The sequence below is a fragment of the Variovorax sp. GW821-FHT09A10 genome (assembly GCF_059418385.1).
The window spans coordinates 187,010-204,215 of the sequence record NZ_JBWKPT010000004.1 but is presented as its reverse complement, the minus strand read 5'-3'; the positions used below and the strand labels follow the sequence as shown (position 1 = coordinate 204,215).

14 protein-coding genes are annotated in these 17,206 nt (G+C 58.2%); 10 read left to right on the top strand and 4 right to left on the bottom strand.

The window, feature by feature from the left end:
* Positions 1-6: 6 nt before the first annotated feature.
* From AC07Q9_RS17630 to AC07Q9_RS17620, 3 genes are read right to left on the bottom strand one after another with little or no spacing between them, the layout of a single operon-like run.
* On the bottom strand, positions 7-663 hold the full coding sequence (locus tag AC07Q9_RS17630) for a DUF1788 domain-containing protein (protein ID WP_495310987.1): 657 nt from the start codon (positions 661-663) through the stop codon (positions 7-9).
* Positions 660-1,271, bottom strand: coding sequence for a DUF1819 family protein (locus tag AC07Q9_RS17625; protein WP_495310986.1), 612 nt, complete (start codon positions 1,269-1,271; stop codon positions 660-662). Before AC07Q9_RS17625 ends, AC07Q9_RS17630 begins: the two co-directional genes overlap by 4 nt.
* Positions 1,268-2,098, bottom strand: a complete 831-nt coding sequence (locus AC07Q9_RS17620; RefSeq protein ID WP_495310985.1) for a BrxR family helix-turn-helix transcriptional regulator — start codon at positions 2,096-2,098, stop codon at positions 1,268-1,270. The genes AC07Q9_RS17625 and AC07Q9_RS17620 overlap by 4 nt, the downstream gene beginning before the upstream one ends.
* Before the next feature lie 249 nt (positions 2,099-2,347).
* Here AC07Q9_RS17620 and AC07Q9_RS17615 point away from each other — a divergent pair, with 249 nt between their 5' ends.
* The 9 genes from AC07Q9_RS17615 to AC07Q9_RS17575 all read left to right on the top strand — a co-directional run bounded on the left by AC07Q9_RS17615 (position 2,348) and on the right by AC07Q9_RS17575 (position 14,691).
* Positions 2,348-2,596 carry a hypothetical protein gene (locus AC07Q9_RS17615; RefSeq protein WP_495310983.1) on the top strand — a complete coding sequence of 83 codons (249 nt, stop codon included), beginning with the start codon at positions 2,348-2,350 and terminating at the stop codon, positions 2,594-2,596.
* Positions 2,593-3,345: a hypothetical protein gene (locus AC07Q9_RS17610; RefSeq protein ID WP_495310982.1), complete on the top strand. Its 753-nt coding sequence runs from the start codon at positions 2,593-2,595 to the stop codon at positions 3,343-3,345. Before AC07Q9_RS17615 ends, AC07Q9_RS17610 begins: the two co-directional genes overlap by 4 nt.
* Positions 3,346-5,286 carry an integrase catalytic domain-containing protein gene (locus tag AC07Q9_RS17605; RefSeq protein ID WP_495310981.1) on the top strand — a complete coding sequence of 647 codons (1,941 nt, stop codon included), beginning with the start codon at positions 3,346-3,348 and terminating at the stop codon, positions 5,284-5,286.
* A complete protein-coding gene (locus AC07Q9_RS17600; protein WP_495310979.1) occupies positions 5,283-6,230 on the top strand; it encodes a TniB family NTP-binding protein in 948 nt (315 codons plus the stop codon). The genes AC07Q9_RS17605 and AC07Q9_RS17600 overlap by 4 nt, the downstream gene beginning before the upstream one ends.
* Positions 6,230-8,104 (top strand): TniQ family protein, encoded by a 1,875-nt coding sequence (locus AC07Q9_RS17595; protein ID WP_495310977.1) that lies wholly within the window; start codon positions 6,230-6,232, stop codon positions 8,102-8,104. The genes AC07Q9_RS17600 and AC07Q9_RS17595 overlap by 1 nt, the downstream gene beginning before the upstream one ends.
* Positions 8,105-8,899: 795 nt before the next feature.
* Positions 8,900-9,367 carry a BPSL0761 family protein gene (locus tag AC07Q9_RS17590; protein ID WP_495310975.1) on the top strand — a complete coding sequence of 156 codons (468 nt, stop codon included), beginning with the start codon at positions 8,900-8,902 and terminating at the stop codon, positions 9,365-9,367.
* Between the two features lie 334 nt (positions 9,368-9,701).
* Entirely contained in the window at positions 9,702-10,298 is a 597-nt protein-coding gene (locus AC07Q9_RS17585) for a hypothetical protein (RefSeq protein WP_495310974.1), read from the top strand.
* A 122-nt stretch (positions 10,299-10,420) separates the two neighbouring features.
* Complete coding sequence (locus AC07Q9_RS17580) at positions 10,421-13,102, top strand: phospholipase D-like domain-containing protein (RefSeq protein ID WP_495310972.1); 2,682 nt, start codon at positions 10,421-10,423, stop codon at positions 13,100-13,102.
* On the top strand, positions 13,099-14,691 hold the full coding sequence (locus tag AC07Q9_RS17575; protein WP_495310971.1) for a hypothetical protein: 1,593 nt from the start codon (positions 13,099-13,101) through the stop codon (positions 14,689-14,691). Before AC07Q9_RS17580 ends, AC07Q9_RS17575 begins: the two co-directional genes overlap by 4 nt.
* Before the next feature lie 256 nt (positions 14,692-14,947).
* Here AC07Q9_RS17575 and AC07Q9_RS17570 read toward each other — a convergent pair whose 3' ends face one another.
* Positions 14,948-16,123 (bottom strand): ABC transporter substrate-binding protein, encoded by a 1,176-nt coding sequence (locus AC07Q9_RS17570; RefSeq protein ID WP_495310969.1) that lies wholly within the window; start codon positions 16,121-16,123, stop codon positions 14,948-14,950.
* 458 nt (positions 16,124-16,581) lie between these two features.
* Here AC07Q9_RS17570 and AC07Q9_RS17565 point away from each other — a divergent pair, with 458 nt between their 5' ends.
* Positions 16,582-17,112: a hypothetical protein gene (locus AC07Q9_RS17565; protein WP_495310968.1), complete on the top strand. Its 531-nt coding sequence runs from the start codon at positions 16,582-16,584 to the stop codon at positions 17,110-17,112.
* Positions 17,113-17,206: the final 94 nt, after the last annotated feature.

Below are 17,206 nucleotides of genomic sequence, written 5' to 3'. Positions count from 1 at the left end.
CCCTTATCAAACCTGGGTCTCGTAGATGTTGAAGGCGCGGTAATACTTGTCGTCGTGCAACAGCCCGAACAGCTCCAGAGACGCCCCTTGCTCTAAGGAATGGCGGTACTCCCCAGGGAAGAACATTACCGTCGGCTTGGTTTTTGCCGTGCTCTGCAGGTTGTTGAGCACGTTGTGCGACCGGATGTAGGGAAAGACTTCACCAATACCGGTCAGGAACAGCACGTCGAAATCGACCAGCTGCAGACGCTCGCCGATCGCGGGAATCAGGTAGTCCTCGATGCCGAGGACGTTCTGCAGCAGTTCGAGCAGGTTGTCCTTGTCAACGTCGGACTCAACCGCCAGGACTTCACCCCAGAGGCGGCTGCCATCACTGCTGCCCTCACGGGTTTGCAGCAGCTCAATGCAGAGATCGTATAGATTGATCTCCAGCACTCTGACTCCTCGACCGGCTAGACATGGCACCTGAAGGTTGGCCAAAGAGCTTATGAGTTGACGCTGCATCCGCTGCATTTCGAATGCTTCGTCGGCCCGAAACTCGCAGATGTAGAAAGGCAGATCGTTGTTCAAACCACGCATCTGCAGGAAGCGCTCGCCGCCGATCACCTGGATTAGGTGATCGAAGCGGATCGCGAGTGGTTGGTGGCTGATCTTTAGGTTCATTGAAGCCATCGTTGGATTTCGTTATCGGTGGCCGGAAAGACCAACAGCTCCTGCCGTCCTTGTTGCGCCAGGATTTGTGCCACATATGGGCTGAGCTGAGCAGGATGAATCTCGTGCTGTGCAGAGATCAGGTCTGCTTCGCGCAGCATGCGGAACAGGTTCTGCCGCAACTTGAGTTGCGTGGAGAGAGCGATGTCGTCGAGCTCGACATGCCAAAGCGCTTTGCCGTTGTAGAAACTGTCGTAGTCTGCAGAGACCACTTGGCGCCGACGCGACAAGAATTGCTCGCGTAGCACCGACGTGGCGAAGTCTCGGATGAAGGCGTATCTTCGGCAGGCCGCAATCCAGAGTAGGTAGCCTCGATCTCGCAGACCCGACTCCACCAACGTCTGAAGCTCAGTGTCATTCAACTGCTGAAGGCGTGCAGTGATCTCCTTGCTGATCCGGGTGGCCGCAGCTGCCGTGCGCACCTGCAGGATGTTCTCCTCTCGAATTTGAGCGCGAGTGATGGACCAGTCTTTAAGCTCGAGATAGCGAGCAGCCACGTCAGGTGCTTCATGCAGGAAGATGCCGCCGGTCGTGAACGACAGTTGATAGCGTTCTGTCATGCGGCCTTGTTCTCAAATGAATCATTCTTGAGCCACCATAGGTATTCGTCACCCCGCAGTCGATGGCCTCGTGTTGAATCCACGCGCATTCCTTGCAGCCAAGCATCGAGCAGTGCCTCTCGAACTTCCACGCGCCATGACCTAGCGTCTTGTTCGACTACAGCTCTCAGGCACTCTGGATGCGCGACGTTGTCTGGGTGAGGCACCAGCTCGAGGGTCCGCATGGTGTGCCACGCCGAGTCGGCCTGACTACGTTCATGACCGTAGATCTCATCGATGACGAGCGTTGCGTCTTCGATCCAACCCAAGCGTAGAGAGTTGAAATCTTTAATCGACCGATCGAAAACTCGCAGAAGCCAACTTCCCTGCACGTCTGCCAACGCGTGGGGAACCACCAATCGGTGGCTAGCTCCTTCGATGGGGGAGCGGTAGGCTAACGACAGGCTGGCACCAGCTCCCATTGCACGAGTGATCGCCGCCACGGCATCTGGTGACGGTTCTGCCCCAGCTGCCGGCCGCTCGACGTGTAGACGCACTTCTGGATCGAGCAGGCCTGTCTCACCTCTGGCGGGTGACAACCACGCAAGCGCATCAGCCGACGTTACCGTGTCATAGAGCGGTTTGAACTGCTGAGCCCTGACGTACGACTTGGTTCTCGATACGAAAACCAAATTGTCTGGCTTCTCCCAACGGTACAGCGCCAAGTCGCGCGTCGCCGCTGCAGTCTGAATTCCGAAACGATGAATCAGGTCCTGCCGGCGCACTTCTCCGATGAAGCGCAGCTTCATGTCGATGTAGAGAAGCCGCTCTTGTTGGGCGATCGGCAATCGATTAGGAGGTAGATCAGACACGATTCTTGAAGAAGTCGATCGGGACTGTGCCACAGCTTTCGACCCGATCCGGATCTTTTTGATCTCGATTCCCTGTTGCGTCGTTGCGACAGATGTAGCTTAATGCGATCTTTTTGATCTTATGTTGCGTTGAGTCATTTCTACGATTCGTAGAAATCAACTGCGAAGAAAGGGCCAAAAATGTCGCTGCTACCTCACCTCGTCACGCGTCTGAGAACACGACCTATGGACCAGGGCGTTGCTCCGGAGCGAGCCGAGCTCGTCAGCCGGCTGAAGCCAGAACAAAGTCTGCAGCCGCACCAAGCAGTCATGGTTGTGGCGCTGACAGATGTTTTTGGACAAGGTCCAGCAATCCCGTTCCACTACATCGTGTGCAACCTGCTGGAGGCCGAGCGCGGCGCCTCTGAACTCCCGCAGCGGATTGCTCAAAACCAAAAAGCGAAGCCGGCCGGCTGCGGTGGCTCACAAAGATGAGCGCGCTCTCATCAAAGAAGGGTGCTCGCCCGTTGGGCGTCCGCGGTCACCAAAAGCGAAGCCATCTCGTCGGCAGCTACAAAGCCGGCGGCGAAATGTTCGTCGAGACCGCCGATGAAAGCACCACGATGCTCGCTCTCGACGTCGACCCGCGAACCGTCAGCATCAGCCCGCAGCCCTTCACCGTTCGGCTGGACCTCGAGAAAATCTTCGCGACAAAAGCCGAAGCGCTCAAGGCAACACCCCGTGCCCGCCCTGAGCGAACTGACGGTGAGCCGCCTCTGGAGCGTCTCTATACGCCGGACTTCCTCGTCGGCCGCACCTTTCCCGTCCCCTTGGTGGTCGAGGCAAAGTCTGCCGCCGAAGTGGCGAGGAGCGGAGAAGCACTCGCCCGGCGCGGCCGGGTTCTAAACAACCTTGGCTTTCACTATCTAGTCGTGCCCAGTACCGAGATCGAGCATCGCGGACTACATGCCAATCTCGTTCACATGCGCGACGCCATGAAATACCGACGAGACAACGATGAGCGACCGCTTCTGGATGACCTGGTCAAGCAAGTTAATGGCCAAGCCGGAAAATTTTTGCTGGGTGATATCAAAGGTGCGGTATCCGACCTGTGTATCTACCTTGGGCTTGTCTCGGGGGTCATCGCGTGCGATCTGCGTAGCGGCAACTTCAATGTGAATACCGTGCTTTGGCAAGCCCATGGCGACCTAAGCCACCTTCAATTGCTTCAGTTGGGGTTGTAAATGACGCAAATGGTAAAGGCCGGACTGCAGATCTGCCGACATGGCAAGAATGCATACGTCGGCCAACTTCGGCAGATGCACCAAAAGCTGGAAATCCATTCGGACGATGGCGACATGACCATCCTCACGCCGGACGAATTCCGAAGAGAGGTGGTGGACGGCGACATCCGTTTGTTGGTCTCAGATGGGAAGGGAATGCTTGTCCCTTTGTCGACCAACTGGCGCGAAAACGAGCGCGATTCGGCTGCACGCGAACGTCAAAGGCGAACAAAGATTTTGGGCTATTTCGATCGCGAGCGTGAGCAAGGATCGTTGATCAAAGACATCATCTCGAAATTACCTGAATTTTGCAAAGAGCAAGGACTAGGCCTCGCGCCCGGCGAACGCTCGCTGCGAGACTGGCGGAGGTTGGCAAAGGGCCATGAATCCATGCTTTCACCAGCATGGAATCGATGCGGCAATCGTTTTCAAGGGCCGGAAGAAATTTTGCTTGAAGTTATTCAGGAAGTCGTCGACGTTGCCGTAATGGGTACGGACCGTTTTACCCTGACGGCCACTTGGGAACTCGTCGAAGCGCGATTCGATGAGGAATGGAAGAAGCGTAAGGGAGATGTCGCCCCTGCTCGCCACTCCATCAAGAAACTACGCAACTTCCTGCGGGCGATGCCATGGGCCAAACTGATGAAGATGCGTATGGATGGCCGCACGGCACGCGCGATCACCCGTAGAGCCGTTCGAGCCCACGATACCGGAATCTTCTGGGAGTGCGTCGAAATGGACGCGACTGTCCTAGACATTATGGTTCGGGACGAAAACGGACGAGAAATCGGCCGGCCCGTTCTTTATGTGGCCATCGATGTCGCGACAGGTTATATCGTCGGACTGCATCTCACAATTCAGAAGGCGTCCACACTGCCGTTTGTAGAAGCCCTGCGCTTCATGTACTTCCCGAAGCCTCCTGACTTCGATAAAAAGTACCACATCAATAATAGGATTGAGGTGTTCGGTAAGCCTGTCACGCTGCGGGTCGACAACGGGTCCGAATTCATCGGTAAGGCAGCCATTGAATTAGTTCGACAGCTGTTCGGGGACAGCGCACGGTGTCAACCCTATAAACCGGAGGAGAAGCCGTACGTAGAGCGGTTTAACGGAATCCTGAAGCTCTACATCTTGACTTTGGCAGGAGCCACTACCTCATCTGTGAATGGCGAGCAACGTGCCGTGAAGCCTGGCGAAAAGTTGTTCACCCTGGAGGAACTTCGGGGAAAGATTTATCGATATGTCTATGACAAATACTCATTGCGCGGCAACGATCTTAGGTCCATCAGGTGCCGTAAGGCAGTCGCACCAGTCGACATCTGGAATGAAATGGCGGAAACATTCACTCAACCTGTACCTGTCAGTCGAGACGAATTCGAGAAATCGTTGTGCTTCAAGCGCGAGACCCGCGCACTCGGACACGACGGCATCCATTTCGATGGCTGGAATTATCACTCCGACGAGCTCTCTTCACTATATCTAGTGCACGGACCAGGCAAGTATGAGTTCCTGCACACTGACCTAGACGCAGTCACCATCTACGTCGTACCACCCGGCGGCGGTGAGCATGTCGCGGCTCATGAAAAGCTTCTTGAGGGTGCCAGCGTTGATCGCGCCTCTGCGAAGGCCATCAAAGCGCTAATTGCAAAGGGAAAGAAGGCTCTAAACCGCAGAACCTTTGCCGAAACGTTGGTGGAGTACAGAGAGCTCAAAGCAAAAGGAAATTCCAGCCGCAGCCGTTCTATGCAGGCACGCATTGACGACATGCTGATCAAGGCCGCGGAGCATACCAAACTGACCATGCCAAAGACGCCTCCCGCAACCACATTCGAACCACCACTTCCCACGACTGGCAACTCGACCAATCCGCCACGTGGACGACAAATGGGAGCTGCCCGTTGAGCAAAACCATTTTTGACGGATGGATCTTCGATCACGTTCAGTACAAAGCGGCTTTTGACGCCTTGGTCGAGGAAATCGAGCGGGTGCTGGGTGGCGCGACCCCCATCATCTTCCCGCTTTTGGGAGACTCCCGCGCGGGCAAGACCGCATTACTGAAAGATCTCGACGCGCACTTTGCCAACCGTATTAGCGAGTCTGGACATAGGAAAATCATCCTGGTTCCTATGCCGTCTACGGCATCCAACGAAGCGCTGGCCATTCAGATCATCACCACGATTCTTGGCGACATCCCCGTTAAAGGAAAGTCGCATGAGATCATCAAGCAGGCCCGGAAAACGATGGAGACCGCCGGCGTTCTGGTTCTGTTGATCGACGAAACCAATCACCTCGTAGAGAAAAGATCGAGTGAACGCGCTCAAACCAAGGAAAATCGCCACGCAGCCGATTTCTTCAAAGAGCTGGCCGATTTGTCAGGTATTTCCGTTGTGGTTGCAGGACTATCTCACGTGATCCGCATGTACGCAGATAACGATCAACTTGAAAACCGCGGCTTGGTCGGCGCTCGCATTGAGCCATACGCGTGGAGTGTCATTGAAGATCGATTGCAGTTTCAAAGCATGGTTCTGGCCGGCATCACGCATCTCAGGGACCATGGCTGGAGAATCGATGTTGAGACGGAGTTTCTAACGCGCGCAGCTTATCTCGGGGGCGGCGGCTATATCGGCAAAGCTAGGGATTTCTTAGTGCGAATTGAGGAGGTCGGGCAGAAGCGCAAATGCTTGGACCATGAACTTCTCTCTCGGGCATACAAGGATAAGTACAAACGCAATCCCAAAGACAAAGCCGACCCCCTTGCTCAAAAAGCGATTGATGATGTACAGCTCAATGGCGCGCATCGGGATGCATTGGAGCGCGCTCTGCGCAGTGGCCGAGGTATGCACTGATGACGAAGCGCAACGCCCAGAAAGGAATTCAGTGGCTTCGACGTCTAACGCCGCACCTTGACGAGTCCCTGGCGGGATTTCTTGGTCGATGGGCGCGGGAAAATGTGATGGCATCGCGCACCAATCTTCTCAACACGCTCGGAATCTCACGCGCGATCCGCCTGCCTGCCGTCGAGTTGCCACAACTGGCATCGTTTCTTCAGTTGGAAGCGACCGTACTGGCTTCAATCGCGCCAGCGACTGAACCAATGCGTGCTGTTCTGCGCAAAAGTTTTACCCGACCTGATTCGGAAGCGGTGTGCCCTCAATGCTTGGCGGAAACGTCGTACTCACGGCAACTCTGGTCCCATTGCCTTGCCACAGCTTGTGCCGTGCATGGGACTCGTTTAATGGACTACTGTCACCAGTGTGGCGACTCGATCCGCCACACGAGACCTTTGCCACACCTGTGCGATTGCGGTGCAGATTTGCGTGTGCCAACGACAACGCAGGCTTCCAGGGCTGAGCTTGATTTTTCATCTCTTCTCATGGGTGAACATCCCAAAGGCTCGAGCTTCCCCCTATTCATGGGCGGGGGTGTCCCGGCCCAGATCGACTTGTACGTTTTGGGGCTTGCGAACCACTTCTGTACGTCGGACGGTAAGCTGCTTGCCAAGGCGGGCAAGTTACCCCTGCCTAAGTCTGTTGAGCAAGCGGTGGAGCGGCTCGACCCACTGTTCGAATTGCTCAGTGACTGGCCACATCGATTCGACGCTCGGCTGAAACAGATGATGGAGGCCGTACCGGTGGTCGCGACCACGGGAGCGGCGGCAAGGTACGGGCGCTGGTTCTACTTTCTGTTTCGGAAATACACCCAGGACGCGTTTCACCCAGTGCGAGTGGCTGCAGCGAACCGAATCACTGCATCGCATGATGGGCAGCTTAATGCGCGATCAAACAGTATCCAAAGTATCGCCACCGTTGAAAAGCGGTGGTTCTCTGTCAAGGAAGCGGCCGCCGAACTACGGGTGAGCACTGAGCGCATCAATGATGGCATCGACAGGTATGTGATCTCGGCGAGTATTCACGATGAGGCCGTGCGCTACCGTCAGCGATTCTTATCGCGTGAAGAGATCCAACGCCTCAAGCAAATTCAGTTCGAGCACATCACTGATACGGACGCACGGAATATCCTCAACGTTCCCAAATCCGTTTACAAGCTGATGTGTGAGGCTGGATGGGTCATGCGCTCCGATCCAAGTGACACAGCCCCCGTTGTGTCTGGCCACGTCCAGCACGTCCCGCTGCTCAGCTTAGTTGAGCGCTTGCGCAAACTCGCCCAGGACAACAAGGATCGCAAGATCGTCGCATCTATCCCGATGCGGGAACTGAGCTTCCGACGCACGACAAACATGCCGCGCCTGATCGGCCTTTTTCGTGCGATCGCGGCCGGTGAACTCACGCCGGTTGACCACGACGAGCATTTGAGCATTGGTGGGCTGATGTTCGCGCAAGACGAGGTCGACCAGCGTATTGCTTCGTGGTACGTCGAACGAGGGCTGACTTTGCAACAGGTGAGCGCCATGATGGGAGCTCACTACGACGCGGTCAAAAGTTGGGTTGACCTAGGCGTCCTTCCCGCAAGCCGGGAACCGCTGGAGCAAGGCGAACCTTGGGTGGTTGATGTGCGTGACCTGGTCGAGTTCTTGCAAACATACGCGCCCCTGGCGAGGCAAGCGAAATCCTGCCATTCATCCAGTCGTGGCTTGACGTCGCGGTTAGAGAGCCTGGGCGTTACGCCGGTCGCGTCCGGAGACGGCGGGCGGGGACAGCTGGTCAAGCTGAGCGATATGTTCACGGCATTGAAGACCGTAAACGTCAAGGACGCGACTTGAACTTGGGACAAGGAATCCCAATGGTCGGAGAACCGCACCCTCACATCATGAAATGAGCTTGGCAGCGTTATCGCAAGTTTTAGCTGTCAGTCCTGGAGTTGGGTGTCGTCCCCATGCCTCATCGGCGGCGTCGTCATCGCCACGAACTCTGTCAGCGAAATGTCGACCTCTGGGACAGGTTCAGTCCGGACGCGTGCGGAACGCTCCGCAGAGCTCGTGAGCTGGCGCGCCGTAGCACCGCGAAGCTCCTCCGATGCGATCCTCTGAAGCCCGCACCGCAGTGCATCGAAGAAATCGATCCCCGGCATGGTCACGCTTTGCGTCCGTCGTGCACAAGTTCTTTGGTCGATTCAGCGACCCTGCGGCGTCGAATCTCCGACAGGGCGCCCATGGCGGAAGCCAGTGTCGAAGGCCTTAGCGCGCGTGTAGCCAGAAGGTGCCAATGTAGCGGGACGTTCAAGACCACGGGCGGACGAGCATCTTTGTCGCAGTCCGATTCCGATGGCAGACATGCTGCTGAACGAGCCTGTTCTTCGGAGACCTTGTCCACGGGGCCGCCTGGGCCGACAGTCTTGGAGTCAGTGAGCTGGTTCAGCGATGCCATGCCACCAGCCTAGACCATGACGAGCAAATCACCTACCTCGACGGCCGTCAACAAGAAGTCTTCTGCAAGTCGTTGTCGCATATGCCATTTTCTAAAAGTACACGTCTAGAAATTTAGGTTGCCGCGAAGGGCTTCTCGCATCGTCGCTGACGATTCCGCGTAGGTTCATCGTAACCGGGGGGGAGACCGATATGACGACTGCCTACGAACGTTTTTGTGCTCTGCGAACGGCCCGCGAACTGCTGCGCCAGATGCAAGCCGACGGGCTCTTGTCGTCGACGCTCCGCGGGCGTGCCGCCATTGTTCTCTCTCGCTATCCGAACAACCATCGCCTCGACAATTTGATCGTGGAGAATGCAATTGGTCTGCCCGACGATGTCGCAGACGCGTTGGCAGACTGTTCATCGTTAGTCCATGCTGTCGCCCACGAGGTGCAGAGACATGGATCGCCCGAGACGGTGAGGCGCGTGATCTTGGTGACAAGGCATTTTCCCGATGTCGGCGAGATCCAGCACCTACGCAACCTGCAGATCAAGGCGCATCTGGTCGCGCACTACGCAGATGGCATATCCAGCTGGATCGCGCAGGAGCCGGCCGTCCTGGCAGCCCGTGCCTTGGTGCTGGAGTTGGGTGACCCCAGCTCGCTTCAGGGCCAGTGATGGAGCCCTCAGGCCGCGACTCCGTAGCCCGACGCTGCATCTATCGGCGGTGCAGAAGGTTCGTCCCCAGCCGACGCAGTTCAACCGGTTGCAGGAGACGGTCGATCGTTTGGCCATGACCCATGTCCGGATCTTGTTGTATGGCAGTGACTGATAGATGGCGGCACGGGACCAACGCTGGCGGCCGCCACGGACCGTTCGAAGGTCGGGCGCGCTTTGCGAGGAGCCTCAATTTTCGTTTCGATCGTGGCGGACGAGAAGCGGGGCACAGTTCTTGTTTCCTAATCGAGGCGCAGGAAACAATCGGCGGAAGACCTATGACTTGGGGGAAATCGTGAGCGACTGGGACTTTTTGCATGAGATGCGCGATCAGGGCTATTCCGCTGACGAAGTCGCGCTGGCTGCTGGCCTCGGCTACGCACCTTGGGAAGAGGTGCACCTAAGCAAGGAGTGGATCGACGAGGAGCTCGCAGAGGAGGCGGCGGACGCTGCCGATTCCTTGCTGCCGCGGGAGCCGTACCGCAGCAGGGAGGGGTTCCCTCATTCAGCCTTGGAGCAGAGCGAGATTTTCGAGGACTTGGTGGATTGCGCGGAACGTCACTACAGAAACACCGGCAGATACCTCCAGGTCTGGGGTGAACTCGGAGAGATCTACGCGGAAATCAAATTCGGACTGTGTCGTCACGGCACGCATCACGCCGGCTCTGACGGCACCATCGATGGAAGGCTTGTCGAGGTAAAAACGATTTCGCCAGAGAAGGGCAATGATTGCGTGGTCGTTAAGCGTTCAGGCGACTTCGAAAAACTGCTCATCGTACGCATCGATCAAAACTTCCAGTTCACTGGCAAGTGGATAGATAGGGGACGACTCGAAAATGGGGGCAAGCGATTCTTCAGAGCGCGCATTCAAGATGCCGAAGACCTTCTCTAATGCTGCGACCGGACAAAACTGGCCCCGCACAAGCTCAGGTTGGCTTCAAGAAACTTCGTCCGCTATGCCAGGATTATCCGTCATGACACCAATCAAGATCCCGGGCGAGCAGAGGATATAAAGTGGCGGAAACCGGGAATGACGTGTCGGATGATGAGAAGCAGGTTGACGCTGAAACGGCGCCGGAGCCGCGCTCGGTACTAGAGGTAGTTGCCACAGGTAAATGGAAGAGCGCGTTTTTCACAACCTACACGTTATCTCTGACCTATGTCGAATCGCATCTGCTGCCGGCCCTTAGACGCAGCGGCTGCGAATCATTGATCATCTTGGTCGATACGGCGGGCTATCGCGATTCGCTGACAGAGCAGCTCTCCCAAGGAGTGGGGCGCGATTACTCTGTGCTACCGATCAAGGTAGCCTCGGGGATCTTCCACCCCAAGCTGGCGTATTTCGAAGGTGAATCGCCCGAACAAGACATCCTGCTGGTAGGCAGCGGCAACCTCACCTATCCTGGCCATGGCGGCAGCATCGAGGTGCTTGAGGTGCTGCGGCCGTCTACAGCAGCCGGAGCCTTCACCCAGTGCGCAGATTTCTTGGAACGGCTGCCTGCGGCTAAGCATATTCAAGTGACACAGGCCGGCTCTTGGGAGTCGGTAGCCGCGCGCATGCGTATTGCCGCAGCAACCGGTGCGGATGCCGGAGATGTGAACTTCGTGCATTGCTTGGTGCGCAGTGGTCAGGCACAGATGCTTGAGGCCGCGCACAGCGCGGGCGGCCAGTGGAACGAACTGCTAGTGCTGTCACCGTACCATCATGAGTCGGCTTTGCCGATCCTAGAGTTGGCACAGCAGACTGGTGTTTCTCAGCTCGTGGCGGGGGTGCCGTGCCGCTCCCAGGAGCCCAGTGCCTTCCCTTTTGCGCACGTGCGCTCGCATGTTCAGTCGCTCCGCATCATGCGGCCGGTGCCAAACAGTAAGCCCCAACGCAGCTTACATGCAAAGTGGTTCGAGTTGCGCGGCGAGGCAGGTGCGCTGCTCCTGACAGGGAGCTTCAACGCCACGATCACATCGTTTACCTCCACAAAAAACGTGGAGGCAGGTGTGTTGCGACGCTTAGCGCAGCCCAGCGCGTGCTGGGTCGAGACACAGGAGCCCAGCTACCAAGCAGGAGAGTTCCCTCAGCGCCAAGATGCCAAGCTGCCGTGCGTGTTCGCGATCTTGAGCGAGACCCGCGAGCTACAAGGTGTGATCCTGGCGTCCAATGTGGCCGGCCCATGGGATTTGACGTTGGAGTCGGCGGAAACCATCTTGTTTTGCGACCAGGTCGAACTGGACGAAGCGGGGCACTTCAGCACTCGCCTGGGCATGCACGACGCCTCTCGACTTGGTACTCTGCAGATTTCGCTGCAGCGTGGCCAAACCCGAGCTCGGGGATGGGTGCAAATCTCCCAGATTTTACGTCTGGAGACACAGAGCCGGCAGGTCATGGATGCGGTTTTTCGGGTGGCAGACGGCATGTCCACTGCGGAAGATGCGCAAACCGTGCTGGACATCATCGCTCGGGAGTCGAATCGACATATCCAGATCACCAGCATCTTCGCAGCCAAAACCGAGTCCGATCGAAATGAGGTCAAGCACAACGAGATCTCCGGCACTGAATTCGCGGCACTGGGCGCTGGCGTCGAATCCAAACCGCTCAACCCACATGGGTCGCTACTGCACGCCCTCAACGCCGGTGTGCGCGGGCTGGACCTGCTCGACAAGATGATGAACGCGTTGTTGCCGCAGCTCGGCGAGCGAAGCGATGCTCCGTCTCACGGCGGCGGCGATGGAAAGCGGGTACCAAGTCGCGATCCATTCAGCCAACTGCCTGGTGCTGACCGGGATGAGGAAGAGGAAGGGAGCACCAAGCAAAAGACTCGAAACAAAAAATCCGCGCGCTCCCTGCGCACGGCGGATTCAGTCTACGAAGTGCTACACCTTCGCTTGAGTGAGCTAAACGAAATCGTGGTGCGCCAGCCGGCGCTGGCTGCAGATGCGGACAGAACCAAATTGAAGTTGTTGATGGTGTGGCTGGGTGTAGTTCTTGTTTATCAGGTTGGCGTTCGCAGGGAGGCGGACGCAGCGCTCGCATTTCTGCGTGAGGTGTGGATGCGCGAGGTATGCAAGGTGCGGTTGCCCTGGCAGGAAAAAGCATGGATGGCCAAGCATGTTTTCGGCGTTGCGGCGGCCTGCGCTCTTAACAGTCGGCTGAATAGTTTCTCAAGCCCCGGCAATGCAGGTGGATCGGAGGAGTTCAGACAAGCATTGGATCCGCGGCGGGAACTGCATAGAAGAGTTGCTGCCTTCTGCGACAGCGGCAACGTCCAAGTCCCGAGGGTTTTGACCATCGCCCAAGAATGGCTGCAGGACCCGCGTATGACAGCCCTCGTGGCGGAGCAGGTACCTCTGGCGGCGGAGGCACTGCATGACGTACTCAGCACACCTACGGAGCGACAGATCCTACTGAGCGCCCTGGACGAGCGCGCGCCGATGCTCGGTGAGGATATTGCTGCATTCAGTCCGGAGGTGGCCGCTCTGTTCCAGCGACTGAGCGAAGCGCATCAAAACGATCCTTGCAAAGTGAGCTTCGTGGACGTGCGCAGCTTGATCCAATGCCCTAATCGGCAATGCAGCACCCCGTACACGACCGCGATGAAAGGCCGCCCCCGCCATCTGGAATCTGGTATCAGCTGGCGCTTGAACAAATTTGGCGCATACCAGTGCAGGTGTGGTCAGTTTTTGGTTGCCCGGGAGGCCGGATGAGCAATGCGCCGTTTTTTGTCGAGCCCCACAGCGAAGAGTCGTCGGGCGTGGACTACCTGGGGCTGCGCGCGCTGAATCTGACAATGATGGACAAGCTTCTGCCGGGCCTGAACAACGTCGTTTCAATGATCCGCCCCTTCTCATTGATGTCGTGGGTGGTTTGGCGTTTCCGGCAAGTGGCAGTAAGTCGCTCGACGGTCTCCGACAAGGACTTCGAGGTCTTCAAGCAGAAAGTAGAGACCGTTTACGTTTTGAGCCAAGTGCAGGCGGGCCATGCCGCAGGATTGCCGGGGCGCCAGCAGCGTGTTCCAACCTCGGAACTGATTAAATTTCAGTTTGGGTCTTTCCAGCGGCAGGGCAGCATCATGGATGCAGCGTTGTACGGGCCTTCTCTCAGGAATCTGAGCGGCTTGAGTTTTCTTTTTACAGAAAAAGGCTTCCTGCTGCCTACCGACTCCGGTCGGGCGCTTGCACAAGAGTTGGAAAATCGGCTGCGTGAGCACCTGACCAAGGAGCAGTACGATTTCATCGGTTCGCTAGATGCTGTTGAGGCCCCTATTAGCCTCATTGACGAGCGGTTCGATCTGGCCTGGAGTTTGAAGGAGGTGAGCGCGCTTGAAAAAGAGACTTTCAGGCAGCGCCTGTTCCAGCCGGAAGCTATTGGAAATAGCGGCCCGGATGCGCGCCGCTCTGCGGTACTGCTGTATGCCTTGGAGACGCTGCGGGCCCACGAAAAGCCGCTCAGTGAAGTGCAGTTACGCAGTGCCATGGCCTATCAGTTTCCACTCACGCTGCTGACGCACCCGAAAGTCCAGACATTTAAGCAGGTCCGGGGCTACTGGCAACTGCTGCAGGTGCGGCAAGCGCAACGCTTGGCCATGGAGGCGCTTTTTGGCTGGCTGGAGCGGTGCTTGCTGCACACACCGGCAGTCAGTGTGGAAGACTTGGTTAACCTGGCCCTGCCCACACTGGAACTGCAGGTCGACTCAGCGATGGACACGGAATATCTGCAACGACAGATGGCGTGGCTGCGGGGCGTAGGCACTGACCTGGATGAACTGTTTGCGGCAGGCCAGCAAGACCCCGAAGAACTAGACGTTATGTCACTGTGCGACAAGCTGGAGGCAGCCGTCAAAGCCCGTGGCACCGCACCCGAGGTCGTGCCCTTGGCTATGCGTCTGCTGCTGCTCAGCGCGCGCTACGCGGAGGCTTTTGAAGCCGACCCAATCACCACCGGGGAAGTATCAGCGGGAGCTCGCTTCCGACGGCCTCTGGGGGAGTGGGCCACGTTCATTAGAAACCACGAGTCGCAACCGTTCAGTGCCGTGTTGTACAAAGTGTTGAGCAGTTTCGTTGTGGCGCAGCATCTGGGGGTAGCGTCTGCGCGATCAGGCGACGAAAAGAGCCGCATGCGCCTCTGCCACGACGACAAGGGCCTGTCCTCCGTGCTAACTAACGCCAAAAAGGCGTGGGTGCCTAGGAGGACCGCAGATCGGCTCGGGTCGGCCTTGGCCCTCATGTCCGAATGTGGCTTGGCGCATAAGACGATCACGGGCAACGCGCAAGAAGCCACGTTCAGCGCTGTTTGAACGGTTTCAGGGCAGGTAGCATCGCGCGGACCACCGACCAGCGGTTCTTTGACCCAATTTTTTCGCAAGACGGCGGATTTCTGTGCCTACTACCGGCGGAACATAGAAGTCGCATTTTCGCTAAAGCATTGTCAGAACTAGACCCCACCGGCAGAACTTTGCCGATGTCCACACGATCGATGGCGCGGCACCGGTGGTGTCGCGCTGTTCACCAAGGGGGGGCGCCTGCAAGCGCCCCCTTTTTTTTTGGCTCCTCTTACTGCTTGCGCTGAACGAACAGGTTGCGCTTCGCATCCTCCGGGTACGCGAAGGTGATCTGCCCGTTGCGCACCACGCCCATCACCAGCATGTTGGGCGACAGCGCGTCCTTGTCGTTTTCCGAGAACGACTTGTCGTAGGTCGTGACCACGCCGTAGTAGGGCCGCTTGGGCTGCTCGAGCGCGGCCTTGATGAACGGGCCTTCGAGCTTGCCACTGGGCACATTGAACATCGCATGGGCCAGCAGGTACGTGGCGTCGTAGGCCTGCGCGGCGGCCATCGGCACCGGGATGCGCTTGGTGTTGAATTTGCGCACGTAGTTGGAAAGAAACGACGAGCGACGCTCGTTGCTGGGCTCGGCGATGAAGCTCTGCGCCATCAACGCGCCTTCGGCGGCCTCCCGCGCGCCGTCGATGAACGAAGGGAAGGACAGCGGCCAGGCGCCGACCTGCGGCACCTTCCAGTTCAGGGCCTGCCGGCCGCGTGCGATGACGGCGTTTTCGGGGCCCACGGTGTAGCTGAAGATGACGTCCGCGCCGGCCGCCTTGGCCTCCGACAGCTCTTTCGTCAGGTCTTTCACGCCGAGCTGGAAGCGGCCCACGTACACGGGCTTGAGGTTCCTGGCCGCCAGCGCCTTCTCCACATCCTTCACGCCCGCCTCGCCATAGCCGGTGGTGTCGTGCAGCACGGCAACCCGCTTCCAGCCGCGCGCCAGCAGGTCGTCGACCACGAAAGGCGCCTGGATGCTGTCCTTGGGCGAGGTGCGAAACACATAACTCGTGGCCGGCGGATAGGTCGAGGTCAGCGGCGAACCGGTGGCGCAGGGCACGATCAGCGGCAATTTCGCGTCATTGAAAACCGCCAGTGAATTCATCGCCACGCCGGTGTTGCAGAAGCCGAGGGTGGCGACCACTTTTTCATGGACGAGGGCCTGGGATTGCGAACGGCCGATGTCCGGATTGGCCTGGTCGTCCTTGATCACCAGTTCGAGCGAGCGCCCGAGATATCCGCCCACGGCATTGATTTCGTCGACGGCCATCTTCACGCCGTTGAGCATCGGCAGGCCGAAATCGGCCGACGGCCCCGTGAAAGGGCCGATGACGCCGATGCGGATCGGTGCGGCGGCAGGCGCGGGCTGCTGTGCGATGGCCTGGGCAGCCAGTCCAAAACCCATCAACAGAACAATGAATCGGCGATTTGGATGAGGCATTTGGATTGAGCGCTTTGGAGGAAAGGCCGAGCCTAATTTCTTTGTACCGCCTTCAATAGCTAGGGTATGCCCAGTCAATTGCGCCCAACTTCCGTCTTTTGTTGCCGATTCAGCACGAGCAATGGGGGCTGAAGATTTCGCAGACGCAGGGGCCACGGTGGACCCACGCCACGCGAGGGCTGCGCCGACTCGGTGAGGGGCCCGTCACCGGGCGGTCTCGAGCCCCGTCTCAGGGTTTCCGATGAAAGACTCCCGAAAAGTGCGGCTGGCGCCCGTCACACGGGCGTCACCAGCTATGAAAACAATAGCATTCACCTGCGCAACGCAGAAGCTTCCTCGTAAACGCTATATCTAGCCCGACTCTTGCTAAGCAAAATTCCTGACGGATTTCCTGTCACGCAAGATCGAGGACACACAGAGCAATGAACCCCAAGCGTTTCCAACAGCCCGTGGCGGCACTGGTTCTGGGCGGCGCATCGGTCGCCGCGGCCTTCCTCGGGGCCGTGTCGCCGGCCCATGCGTTCTCGAACCCGCCGATCCAGGTCGCGCAGGGCATCGAATACATGTGCGGCGGTGCCGCCAAGGGCGAAGCCGCCTTCCTGGAAATGGTCGCGCCGCGCTGGGCCGCGACCATCGACTTCCGCGTGAACGACGGCAAGGGCGCGCAGCAGGCGGGCTTCCCGGCCAAGGCGGACATTCAGGTGCGCCAGAAATACACAGGCCAGACGGTGATGCAGGTGCAGACCCAGGCGCCTTACATGCTCGCGCGGCTTGAGCCGGGCGCCTACGACGTCGACGTGACGCTGGGTGGGCTCACGCTCACGCAGCAGCTGGTCGTGATCGCCGGCATCCCGGCGCGCGCCTCGTTCGTCTGGCCGTCGAACTTCGACATGGCCTCGATCGCGCCGCCGCTGCCCCAGACGCAGGCGCTGGCGCAGACTTCCGCGCGCTGACCCGGCGCGGGCCGCTGCGGCCCGCGCGCAGTTGTTAAGTTTTCCTTAAGTCGTGCCCGGCACAGTGCCCTCCTGAGTGGCCTGTCGCCACCAC

Excerpts from the sequence above, each read along its gene's own strand:
- AC07Q9_RS17630 (WP_495310987.1), bottom strand. The coding sequence starts at position 663 with ATGAACCTAAAGATCAGCCACCAACCACTCGCGATCCGCTTCGATCAC.
- AC07Q9_RS17625 (WP_495310986.1), bottom strand. The coding sequence starts at position 1,271 with ATGACAGAACGCTATCAACTGTCGTTCACGACCGGCGGCATCTTCCTG.
- AC07Q9_RS17615 (WP_495310983.1), top strand. The coding sequence starts at position 2,348 with ATGGACCAGGGCGTTGCTCCGGAGCGAGCCGAGCTCGTCAGCCGGCTG.
- AC07Q9_RS17610 (WP_495310982.1), top strand. The coding sequence starts at position 2,593 with ATGAGCGCGCTCTCATCAAAGAAGGGTGCTCGCCCGTTGGGCGTCCGC.
- AC07Q9_RS17605 (WP_495310981.1), top strand. The coding sequence starts at position 3,346 with ATGACGCAAATGGTAAAGGCCGGACTGCAGATCTGCCGACATGGCAAG.
- AC07Q9_RS17595 (WP_495310977.1), top strand. The coding sequence starts at position 6,230 with ATGACGAAGCGCAACGCCCAGAAAGGAATTCAGTGGCTTCGACGTCTA.
- AC07Q9_RS17590 (WP_495310975.1), top strand. The coding sequence starts at position 8,900 with ATGACGACTGCCTACGAACGTTTTTGTGCTCTGCGAACGGCCCGCGAA.
- AC07Q9_RS17575 (WP_495310971.1), top strand. The coding sequence starts at position 13,099 with ATGAGCAATGCGCCGTTTTTTGTCGAGCCCCACAGCGAAGAGTCGTCG.
- AC07Q9_RS17570 (WP_495310969.1), bottom strand. The coding sequence starts at position 16,123 with ATGGGTTTTGGACTGGCTGCCCAGGCCATCGCACAGCAGCCCGCGCCT.
- AC07Q9_RS17565 (WP_495310968.1), top strand. The coding sequence starts at position 16,582 with ATGAACCCCAAGCGTTTCCAACAGCCCGTGGCGGCACTGGTTCTGGGC.